The sequence below is a fragment of the Halomonas sp. N3-2A genome (assembly GCF_002216165.1).
Lineage (GTDB): Bacteria > Pseudomonadota > Gammaproteobacteria > Pseudomonadales > Halomonadaceae > Vreelandella.
The window spans coordinates 2,555,483-2,566,341 of record NZ_CP022286.1; the positions used below are offsets into that span (position 1 = coordinate 2,555,483).

Annotated in this window: 10 protein-coding genes; all 10 read right to left on the reverse strand. The window is 52.6% G+C overall.

What is annotated here, in order from left to right; translation table 11 throughout:
• Window positions 1–43: 43 nt before the first annotated feature.
• Window positions 44–550 carry an OmpH family outer membrane protein gene (locus tag CEK60_RS11955; protein WP_089039223.1) on the reverse strand — a complete coding sequence of 169 codons (507 nt, stop codon included), beginning with the start codon at window positions 548–550 and terminating at the stop codon, window positions 44–46.
• Between the two features lie 47 nt (window positions 551–597).
• On the reverse strand, window positions 598–2,949 hold the full coding sequence (gene bamA, locus CEK60_RS11960; protein ID WP_442311561.1) for an outer membrane protein assembly factor BamA: 2,352 nt from the start codon (window positions 2,947–2,949) through the stop codon (window positions 598–600).
• Window positions 2,950–3,049: 100 nt separating this feature from the next.
• A complete protein-coding gene (rseP, locus tag CEK60_RS11965; protein WP_089039224.1) occupies window positions 3,050–4,408 on the reverse strand; it encodes a sigma E protease regulator RseP in 1,359 nt (452 codons plus the stop codon).
• A 52-nt stretch (window positions 4,409–4,460) separates the two neighbouring features.
• Window positions 4,461–5,648: a 1-deoxy-D-xylulose-5-phosphate reductoisomerase gene (gene ispC, locus CEK60_RS11970; RefSeq protein ID WP_089039225.1), complete on the reverse strand. Its 1,188-nt coding sequence runs from the start codon at window positions 5,646–5,648 to the stop codon at window positions 4,461–4,463.
• Window positions 5,645–6,466, reverse strand: a complete 822-nt coding sequence (locus tag CEK60_RS11975) for a phosphatidate cytidylyltransferase (protein WP_089039226.1) — start codon at window positions 6,464–6,466, stop codon at window positions 5,645–5,647. Before CEK60_RS11975 ends, ispC begins: the two co-directional genes overlap by 4 nt.
• On the reverse strand, window positions 6,459–7,244 hold the full coding sequence (gene uppS, locus CEK60_RS11980; protein WP_089039227.1) for a polyprenyl diphosphate synthase: 786 nt from the start codon (window positions 7,242–7,244) through the stop codon (window positions 6,459–6,461). Before uppS ends, CEK60_RS11975 begins: the two co-directional genes overlap by 8 nt.
• Before the next feature lie 106 nt (window positions 7,245–7,350).
• Window positions 7,351–7,908 (reverse strand): ribosome recycling factor, encoded by a 558-nt coding sequence (gene frr, locus CEK60_RS11985; protein ID WP_089039228.1) that lies wholly within the window; start codon window positions 7,906–7,908, stop codon window positions 7,351–7,353.
• A 4-nt stretch (window positions 7,909–7,912) separates the two neighbouring features.
• The gene (gene pyrH / locus CEK60_RS11990; RefSeq protein ID WP_089039229.1) at window positions 7,913–8,686 is read right to left on the reverse strand and encodes a UMP kinase; all 774 of its coding nucleotides are present in this window, start codon (window positions 8,684–8,686) and stop codon (window positions 7,913–7,915) included.
• A 122-nt stretch (window positions 8,687–8,808) separates the two neighbouring features.
• A complete protein-coding gene (gene tsf, locus CEK60_RS11995; RefSeq protein ID WP_038481144.1) occupies window positions 8,809–9,678 on the reverse strand; it encodes a translation elongation factor Ts in 870 nt (289 codons plus the stop codon).
• A 218-nt stretch (window positions 9,679–9,896) separates the two neighbouring features.
• Complete coding sequence (gene rpsB / locus CEK60_RS12000) at window positions 9,897–10,646, reverse strand: 30S ribosomal protein S2 (RefSeq protein WP_038481130.1); 750 nt, start codon at window positions 10,644–10,646, stop codon at window positions 9,897–9,899.
• Window positions 10,647–10,859 lie beyond the last annotated feature (213 nt).

Genomic DNA, 10,859 nt, shown 5'->3' on the forward strand with positions numbered 1-10,859 from the left:
AGAGAAACATGGGTGCGGACTAGCCGCACCAACAGTCCTAAAATTAGTTTAGCGAATCAAAAATCTGTGTGACCTCATTAGTCACATTAGGCAGGTCAGTTGATGAGTGCAACACCCCTTGAGGCTCTACCAGAACATCAATGTTGTGACGCTCTAACACCTGCTCTACCGCTTGTTCCAGCTTGGGCTCAGCGCCTTCAAGGAACCGCTGCTCAGATGCTTGCTGCGCTTGGAGCACTTCACGGCGCAGCTGCTCAAAGCGGCTACCCTTCTGCTGAAGTTCAGCAATTAGCGGATCTCGCTGAGACTGAGACATTGTCTCACCTTCACGCTGTAAACGCTCTTGTATGCGTTGAAGCTCTTCTCCTAACGCTTGAGCCTCGCGCTGCTGGTTACCGATTTGGCCTTCCAGTTGGCTCAACGATGACTGAGCCGACTGTGTATTCATCAACGCAGCGCGCCAATCAAGCACTGCCACTTCAGCGGCAATGGCGTAGGCGGGAAGCGTCATGGCGCCAAATAGGCACACAGCTGCTGTCAGTTTACGCATCGTGTTAACTCCTTTTTATTAGGTAGGTACCAACGTATCCCACCATGTTAGAACGTTTGGCCCAGCGAGAACTGGAAGAACTGGGTATCGTCACCGCTTTTATCGCTTAACGGTTCTGCAACGCTGAAGGTCAACGGGCCTACCGGCGTTAGCCACGAAAGGCCGATACCAACGCTGTAACGCAAGTCACCCAGGTCGACTCCAGAACTACATTGCTGGCGCCCAATATCTGCTTCCTGCACATCATAGCAAGAACTCAAGAAGGTATTACCCGCGTCGAGGAAGAGCGACGGTTGAATCGCACGCTGGTCTTCCACAAAGGGCATTGGGAAGAGCACTTCTGCCGACCCTTCTACCAAGATATTACCGCCCAACGTACGGTCACGTCCGCCATCTCGAGTCGGTGTTGTACGCTGTCCCAGGGTATTCGATGTAAAACCACGCACTGAACCTAAGCCACCCGCATAAAAGTTCTCATAGAACGGATAAGGATCATTGCTACCCAGCGTGTCGGCATAGCCCAGATTACCGGTAAACTTCAACGCCCAAGTCTGGTCATCGTTGATCGGGAACAGCTGCTGGGCACGAGCACGCAGCTTGTAGTATTCCGCATCACTACCAGGGACACCTGTTTCTAGCGAGACACGCTGATAGTTACCCGCTGTTGGCATAATGCCACGGTTCAAGTTATTACGTGTCCAGCTTGCCGTTAGCTTCAGGCTTTGTGCGTCATCGCCTTGATCTTCGACGTAACGAATGATTTCTGAGGCAGAGTCGTCATAGGTTTTAATCGTGAGTTCTTCAATACTGGCGCCAAAGTTCAGACGGGAAAGCTCGCTGATGGGGTAACCGAAGTTAATACCAGCACCGTAAGCATCGGTGGAGAACGTCGAAATATCGGAGTCGCCGTAATCCGTTTCCCGATAAAACAGGTTATAACCGCGCGAAATACCATCCAGTGTCCAGTAGGGATCCGTAAATGCAAAGTTAACGCTGGTAAACGTATCACTACGTTGCGCACCTACGTTGACGCGGTTACCGGTACCTAGGAAGTTATTTTGCGCCAAACCAACGCCATAAATTACCCCCGCACTTTGCGAGAAGCCGACACTGGCAGATACCGAGCCAGACGGTTGCTCTTCGACGTTATACGTTACGTCTAGCAAGTCGGGCTGCCCCGGAACCGGTTGCGTATCAACCTCTACTTGGCTGAAGAAGCCAAGACGCTCCAAGCGTTGACGCGACTGAGTAATCGACTCAGTCGAGGCAGGCGCACCTTCTAACTGGATCATTTCACGACGCAGTACTTCGTCTTGCGTTGTGGTATTGCCGTAAAACTCAATACGACGTACATAAGTTCGCTGACCAGGGTTGACCGCGATCACTAAATCAACCGTTTCACCATCACCGGCCATTTCTGGGATACCTTGAACTTCAGCAAACGCAAAGCCTTCCGCCCCAAGACGCTGACGAAGCGCCTCGGTAGACGCGTTGAGATCCCCACGAGAGAACGTATCACCACGGTTAATAGTCAGTAGCTCGTTCGCTTCGTTTTCGCTAATTTGCAGGTCACCTGCAAAACGAATGTCGCCTACTTGGAACTGGTTGCCCTCATCAATATTTAACGTGATGAAGATCTCTGACTTTTCAGGACCAATGGAAACCTGTGTTGAGGTGACATCAAAATTGACGTAACCACGATCCAAGTAAAAGGAGCGTAACCGCTCAATGTCCCCTGCCAACGCTTCGCGGGAATACTCATCTTTAGAGAACCAACCAAAAACACGCCCTGGCCGATCATTTAGCTCAAAGACGTCGCGCAGCGTGTCATCGTCGAACGCTTCATTGCCCACGATGTTGATCTGGCGGATTTTAGCGACTTCGCCTTCGTTAACATTGATATTAACCTGAACACGGCCTTCATCAATTTCGTCAACTTCAACATCGATACCGGCGCTGTAGCGCCCCTGAGCTTGATAAACCCCTTCAAGCTCACGCTGAATCTCTTCCAATGTGGAAAGTTGCAGTACTTGCCCCTCGGAAAGACCTGATTCGCGCAGACCGTTGCGCAGATCCTCATCAGAAATCTGCTGATTCCCTTCGATGTTCAAGCGCGCGATCGTCGGGCGCTCAACCACCTGGATAATCAACACATCTCCTTCGCGCGCGAGGGAAACATCTTCAAACAAACCTGTGGCAAACAAATCTCGCGCAGCGGCAGCAAGCTGCTGTTCGCTAACGCGATCATTGGCATTGACGGGAAACGCATTAAAGACCGAGGCGGCAGATACCCGCTGCAGTCCTTCCACACGAATGTCGGAAACATCAAAGGATTGTGCTTGGGCAGTGCTGGTACCTACCAACAACAATGCCGCCATTCCAAGGGTCTTGATTTTCATGCAGTCAGTTCGCTCGCGTTGGTCTGCCCATCATTCCAGATAGGCACCATATACATTTGTGCAGGCAGATGACAAGGCATCCAGCGCCCTACACGCGTCATTACCACAGGCGCATCAGATCAAAATAGAGAGCCATCAACATTAGGGTGCCTACCATGGCAAGCCCAATACGCAACCCTACTGCTTGCGTTTGCTCAGAGACCGGCCGCCCACGCACGACCTCTATAAAATAATAAAGTAAATGCCCACCATCGAGCACGGGTATTGGCAGTAGATTAAGCACGCCAAGGCTGATAGAAAGATACGCTAGAAAGCCTACGAACGCTTCCATCCCCGCACGAGCAGAGTCACCGGATATCTGCGCGATGGTAATCGGCCCCGAAAGGTTCGACGGTGAAATAAGCCCCACCAGCATCTTACGGATAGCATCTACTGTCAGCAGCGTCATCTCACCTGTACGTGATAACGCTTGACCTACCGCTTCTACAGGCCCGTAACGAATTTCACGTTGAAACTCTTCAGGCCATGTTACCTGCTGCGCTCCGGCACCAATGTACCCAACCTCGACGCCACTCTCCAGCGTATTACGTCCAGGGGTTAAGGAAAGGCTACCCTGCTCATCACCACGCTGGTAACCCACCTCTAAGGTTTGGCCTGCATTCTCACGAATAACCGAGACAAACTGCATCCAGTCGTCAATTGGCTCGCCATCCAGAGACACAATACGATCACCCGCTCGCAGGCCAGCTTGTGCAGCCGCCTGGCCATCAATCACTTGGCCTAGCACCGCGGGGACGTTCGGACGCCAAGGTGTAATGCCCAAACTCTGCATTGGCTGAGGCGGGTCCTGGCGAACCATGTAGTTGGCAACAGGAAGCTGATAAACCCGAGAGGCATTGGCCCCTTCAGGCTGTGCCTCAAGCACCAGGTCGCCATTAAACCCGATCATAGAGACAAGCTTTAAATTAATCTCTTCCCAGGAGCGCATAGTATCTCCCTGGATAGAGGTAATCTCTGCGCCGTGAGAAAGCCCTGCCGCTGCCGCAGGAGAGTTAGGAGCAACATCGCCAACAATAGGAGCAACGGTTGTAGTGCCAGCAACGAATAGCGCCCAGTAAGCTACAATCGCAAGTAAAAAATTTGCAATTGGGCCAGCGGCAACAATAGCGATACGCTGCCATACGGTCTTGCGGTTAAACGCCTGATCTAATTGCTCTTCAGGTACAGGCGCTTCGCGCTCGTCGAGCATTTTTACGTAGCCGCCTAGCGGTATCGCCGCCACCGCGAACTCTGTGCCGTGACGATCAACGGTCGACCATAGCGGCTTACCAAAGCCGACTGAGAAACGTAGCACCTTTACACCGCAGCGCCGCGCCACCCAAAAATGGCCAAACTCGTGAAAAGTTACCAACAACCCCAGTACCACGATCACCGCTAATATGTTCTGTATCAGGCCCACTCTTCGCTCCTTTACACGACTCGCTGATCAACGATGGCTGATGCTAAGCGAACTACTGGCATACTATTAGCGCCGCCTGCTCTCGTGCCCACTGATCTGCAGATAATATCCGCTCAAGCGTGTCGGCACGCCCTTCAAACGGTAGAGCCATCACTTTTGCCACTACGTCAGCAATCGCGCTGAAGCCAAGCTGTCCTTCCAGAAAAGCCTCCACGGCGACCTCATTCGCCGCATTCAAAATCGCCGGTGCAGCGCCGCCCTTGTGCATAGCATCACGGGCGAGCGACAAGCAGGGGAAAAGCGCTTCATCAGGGGCTTCGAAATCCAGACGCGCCACCTGAAAAAGATCCAGCGTCTCAACACCCGCATCAATCCGTTCCGGCCATGCCAATCCATAAGCAATAGGCGTACGCATATCAGGATTACCCAGCTGCGCAATCACCGAGCCATCATCGTAGGCAACCATCGAGTGAATAACGCTTTGCGGATGAACTACAACCTGTATCTGATCAGGCGTTGCATCAAATAGCCAGCACGCTTCGATAAGCTCTAAGCCTTTATTCATCAACGTCGCGCTATCGACGGAGATTTTGCGCCCCATTGACCAGTTAGGATGATGACAAGCCTGCTCAGGGGTCACCTTAGCGATATCTTCTGCCTGCCAGCCACGAAAAGGGCCGCCAGAGGCGGTGAGCAGCAGTTGGCGAACACCGTGCTGACGCAATCCACCTCTATGCTCGGTAGGTAGACATTGGTAAATAGCATTATGTTCGGAATCAATCGGCAATAAGGTTGCACCTGAGCGCGCAACAGCGTCCATAAACAGCGCGCCACTCATCACTAGAGCTTCTTTATTGGCCAACAGTACGCGCTTACCTGACTCGGCAGCTGCTAGCGCAGGTAACAGGCCCGCTGCGCCAACAATAGCGGCCATCACGGTATCCACTTGCCTTTCTCGCGCCACCTGGCAAAGCGCTATAGCTCCCGAAAGAACCTTAGTAGAGAGCCCTGACGTTAAAAGTGCTTGCCGCAACCAGGCCGCATCCTCAGGGTCATGTAATACAGCGACTTCTGGGTGATGAAAGCGGCATTGCGCTAAGAGCACTTCTTTTGAGGTATGGGCCGTTAAGGCATAAACGCGATAGCGATCTGGATATTGAGCAATGACATCAAGGGTGCTTTTACCAATTGAGCCTGTTGAACCAAGCACTGTAATACGCTGAACAGCTGGTTGGCTCATAGGGCGCTCACCTGGAGATGGATCACCTGCAAATAGAACAGCGCAAAAATAGGCACTGCTGCCGTCAGGCTATCAATACGATCCAGTACACCGCCATGGCCTGGCAAGAGCTGACTTGAATCTTTGATGTCCCGATAGCGTTTAAGCATACTTTCGAGAAGGTCACCAAGCACTGAAACCAGCGTCACTAAACCGGTAATCACTACCAGTGCGACACCGCCTATAAGGTTAATGGGCTGCCACACAGCGAACACAATTGCTAGCAATAGCGTGGCCGCAAGGCCGCCATAAACACCTTCCCAGGACTTACCTGGGCTCACTTTTGGAGCAAGCTTATTTTTTCCCCAACGCCTGCCAGCAAAGTAGGCGCCAATATCAGCGGTCCAGACTAACAACAGCACAAACAGCAGCCATACAGCGCCACTATCGCGGAGCACATTGAATCCTACCCAGCACGGCAGCAGCACCCACACACCCATGAGCAACCGCCGAGAAGTGGCTTGCCATTGGTTGGCAGTATCAGGGTAGTGGGTCACCCAATAAAGATTAATCCCCCACCCCACAGCGGCCAGCCAAAGCGGCCAAGCGGCAAACGCTGCTCCACCTAGCCACATTGCCAGCATTAACACTGCCATAACAGCTACCAGGGCAATTCGCGCTCCCTGACGGGCGACACCGGCCAAGTTGGTCCACTCCCAAGCACCTAGCAGCACAATTAGCGCTGTAAACAGTGCAAAGGCTCCACCTTGTAGTCCGAACAAGCCAGTCAGCGTCAGGGGCGCTAACCAAGCTGCTGTAATCATCCGCTGTTTAAGCACCTTGCGCCTCTATTTGTGCGTCGGTCATACCAAAACGACGGCGACGTAGGCAAAAATCGTCAAGCGCCTCATCAAGTGCCGCCCCGTTAAAATCTGGCCAGAGCAGTGGCGAAAAATGCAGTTCTGCGTAAGCTAACTGCCATAACATAAAGTTAGATAACCGCTGCTCTCCGCTGGTGCGGATGCATAAATCTACCGGCGGTACATTGTGCGTATTCATCGCCGCATCAAGACGTGCCTCATCAATATCGGAAGCCGCTAACTCACCTGCGGCGACTTGCTCCGCCAACTGCCTAGCCGCTCGCGCAAGGTCCCATTGACCACCGTAGTTGGCCGCAATCACCAGATGCATACCGGTATTCTCTGCGGTTAACGACTCGGCACGCTGAATATGCTTTTGAATCGCATGGGAAAAACCACGCTGTTCGCCAATAATTGACAGGCGAATATTACGCTCATGGAGCTTTTTGACCTCGCGCTTAAGCGCCATCAAAAAAAGCTCCATCAAGGCATTCACCTCAGCCGCTGGGCGCTTCCAGTTTTCACTTGAAAAAGCAAAAAGACTCAGTGTCTGAACGCCGCGCTGCGCAGCGCGTTCAATAACCGCTCGAACGGCTTCGACACCGGCTCGGTGACCGCGCACTCCGGAAAGCCCACGTGCCCGCGCCCAGCGGTTATTACCATCCATAATAATAGCAACATGGGCTGGCGGCGCCTCCTCGGACCGAGAAGGCGTCGCGCCATCCTGCTGCGCTTGGGGAAGCTGCGGAGACGTCATGGGTTCTCGCACCAAAGATCAGTCATAGTAAAGCCAAGCGATGACCCACGGGCAGCCAAGCCCCCCGTGGTTGATTGAAAGCAGGTAGCTATTTTTAGACTAATAACTACACCTGCATGAGATCTTGTTCTTTTGCGGCAAGCGCTTTATCGACCTCAGCAATATACTTATCCGTCAACTTCTGGATTTCGTCTTCACCCTGGCGCTGATCGTCTTCGGTAATTTCTTTATCCTTCAACAAAGACTTAAAATCACCGTTGGCATCACGACGTACGTTACGCACCGCCACGCGCGCATGTTCAGCTTCGCTACGCGCCTGCTTGATGTAACCTTTGCGCGTTTCTTCGGTCAACATCGGCATCGGCACGCGAATGACATTGCCGGCGCTGGCAGGATTGAGCCCCAGATCAGAGGTCATAATTGCCTTTTCAATCTTGGGCACCATGCCCTGCTCCCAAGGCGCCACTGTCAGCGTACGAGCATCTTCCACGTTAACAGAAGCCACTTGATTTAGCGGCACCTGACCACCGTAATAATCAACGGTAACAGCGTCGAGAATACTGGGATGAGCACGCCCCGTACGGATTTTGTTGAAGTTGCTGTGCAGCGCTTCAACGCTTTTCTTCATGCGAGATTCTGCATCTTTCTTGATGTCATTAATCACGATATTACCCTCTGTCTATCAGCGTGCCTTCCTTGCCCCCTACTACCAAATTCAGCAGGGCACCAGGCTTATTCATATCAAATACCCGCACCGGCATATTATGGTCACGTACCAGGCAGATTGCGGTCAAATCCATAACACCCAATTTTTGGTCTAGGGCATCGTCGTAAGAGAGCTGGTCATACTTCACGGCATCGGGATGTTTAACCGGATCTTTATTGTACACGCCGTCTACTTTGGTGGCCTTGATCACCACGTCAACATCTACTTCAATACCACGTAAGCAGGCTGCAGAGTCGGTCGTAAAGAAAGGATTACCCGTTCCCGCTGAAAACAGCACCACGTCTCCCGACGTTAAGTAGCGGATGGCGGTGCGGCGGTCGTAATGTTCTACCACACCACTCATGGGAATCGCTGACATTACCCGCGAGCGAATATTGGAACGCTCAAGCGCATCTCGCATTGCTAGCGCATTCATCACGGTTGCCAGCATTCCCATGTGGTCACCCGTCACCCGATCCATGCCGGCTTCATTAAGCGCCGCGCCACGAAATAGGTTTCCACCACCAATCACGATCCCCACCTGAACGCCAATACCAACCAATTGGCCGATCTCTAGCGCCATACGATCCAGCACTTTCGGATCAATACCAAAATCGTGCTCACCCATTAGCGCTTCGCCAGACAACTTCAGCAAAATACGTTTGTATTTTGATTTCGACTTTTCAGTCTTGCTGGCAGCAACTGCGGGGGCGGACTCTTGAACTTCACGTGACATGGCATCTCTCCTGAGGCAGACCTGAACACAGGCGGGCGAGACGACCCCTGTTTTTCACAGGGGCCGGATACACAAAAGCGTGCGCTCGCGCGCACGCCATCTTCTTTCTGAAACCTCTGACCTTAGCGACGGCCAGCCTGTTCCATAACTTCTTTAGCAAAGTCGACTTCTTCTTTCTCGATGCCTTCGCCCACTTCAAAGCGAGTGAAGCTAACCACTTCGCCACCCGCCGCTTTCACGAACTCGGCAACGGATTGGTTCGGGTCTTTAACGAACGGCTGTTCGGTCAGGCTGTTCTCGGCCAAGTACTTTTTCAGACGGCCTTGAACCATTTTCTCAGCGATCTGCTCAGGCTTACCGGCCATGTCCGGTTGGGCCAGAATAATCGCTTTTTCTTTGTCCAGCTCTTCCTGCGGCATATCTTCCGGGTGCGCAACCGACGGATTGATCGCTGCTACGTGCATAGCAACGTCTTTAGCAGCTTCCGTGTTACCACCTTTCAGAACGGTCAAGACGCCGATACGGCCGCCGTGAACGTATTCGCCTACAAGGCCACCTTCAACAGCGTTCACAACAACGGCACGACGCACACCGATATTCTCGCCGATTTTCTGTACCAGCTGCTCACGAGTAGACTCGAGGTCGCCAGCCATTACCGCTGCAACGTCTTCATTTTTTGCCGCAAAGAACGCATCCGCGATCTTGTTGGTGAAAGCGATGAAGTTGTCGTCACGGGCAACGAAATCAGTTTCGGAGTTGATCTCGACCATTACGCCGTAGCTGCCGTCTTCTGCTACGCGAGTAACAACGGCACCTTCTGCAGCGGTACGACCCGCTTTTTTCGCGGCTTTAAGGCCAGAGCTTTTACGCAGGTTCTCGATTGCAACTTCGATATCACCGTCGGCTTCAGTAAGTGCTTTTTTACACTCCATCATGCCAAGACCGGTACGTTCGCGCAGTTCCTTAACCTGAGAGGCGCTGATAGCAGCCATGAGTTTTCACCTCGGAAATGGTTCTAGCTGAAAGTTAAACGCGCTACAGAGTATAGGCTCGGTAGATGACCGTTGCGTATCACTTTGTAGAGCATTCGCCGGCATTAAGCGTCCGGCATAATCGGCCCACTTGAGCGAACTCAAAGCGGGAAAAAGGGGGCATAAGGCCCCCTCTTAAACATGATGCGGCTTATCTGGCCGCCGCACCACTGCAACCGTTACTCGGCAGCAGCGTCAGTGTCGGCAGAAGCGGCTTCTTCAGTCACTTCAACAAACTCTTCCGGACGACCTTCTTTTGCACGACCACACGCGTCAGCAATTGCTTTCACGTAGATCTGAATAGCGCGGATGGAGTCGTCGTTACCCGGGATAACGTAATCAACGCCATCTGGGTTTGAGTTGGTATCTACCACACCAATAACCGGGATACCCAGTTTGTTGGCTTCGTTGATCGCGATGCGCTCGTGGTCAACATCGATAACGAACAGCGCGTCAGGAAGGCCGCCCATGTTCTTGATACCGCCGATAGAACGCTCAAGCTTCTCTTGCTCGCGAGTTGCCATCAAGACTTCTTTCTTGGTCAGCTTCTCGAACGTGCCGTCTTCGCGCATGGTTTCAAGATCACGCAGACGCTTGATGGACTGACGAATGGTCTTGAAGTTAGTCAGCATACCACCCAACCAGCGATGGTTGACGAACGGCTGGTTAACGCGGTTTGCTTCTTCTTTGATGATCTTGCTAGCGCTGCGCTTGGTGCCAACAAACAAAATTTTGTTGTTGGATGCCGCCATCTTCTCAACCACGTCGATCGCTTCGTTCAGCGCCGGCAAAGTGTGCTCGAGGTTGATGATATGAATCTTGTTGCGCGCGCCGAAGATGAATTTACCCATCTTCGGATTCCAGTACTTGGTTTGGTGACCGAAGTGAGCACCTGCTTTCAGCAGGTCACGCATATTAACGTGAGACATGATAAAACTCCTGAAACTCGGGTTAGGCCTCCACGCACCCCATGGATCCGACCAGTGGCATCGTCAGACGCTGCCAGCGGCACCCGGGACCATGTGCCGGTGCATGTGTGTTTTCAAGGCTTGCTGTTTAGTAACACAGACTTCTGCATTACGTTTAAATAGCCTTTCTGCAGATGGCCAACCGACAAAGAAGCATCGGATGGCGATTGCAGG

Excerpts from the sequence above, each read along its gene's own strand:
- CEK60_RS11955 (WP_089039223.1), bottom strand. The coding sequence starts at position 550 with ATGCGTAAACTGACAGCAGCTGTGTGCCTATTTGGCGCCATGACGCTT.
- bamA (WP_442311561.1), bottom strand. The coding sequence starts at position 2,949 with ATGAAAATCAAGACCCTTGGAATGGCGGCATTGTTGTTGGTAGGTACC.
- ispC (WP_089039225.1), bottom strand. The coding sequence starts at position 5,648 with ATGAGCCAACCAGCTGTTCAGCGTATTACAGTGCTTGGTTCAACAGGC.
- uppS (WP_089039227.1), bottom strand. The coding sequence starts at position 7,244 with ATGACGTCTCCGCAGCTTCCCCAAGCGCAGCAGGATGGCGCGACGCCT.
- pyrH (WP_089039229.1), bottom strand. The coding sequence starts at position 8,686 with ATGTCACGTGAAGTTCAAGAGTCCGCCCCCGCAGTTGCTGCCAGCAAG.
- tsf (WP_038481144.1), bottom strand. The coding sequence starts at position 9,678 with ATGGCTGCTATCAGCGCCTCTCAGGTTAAGGAACTGCGCGAACGTACC.
- rpsB (WP_038481130.1), bottom strand. The coding sequence starts at position 10,646 with ATGTCTCACGTTAATATGCGTGACCTGCTGAAAGCAGGTGCTCACTTC.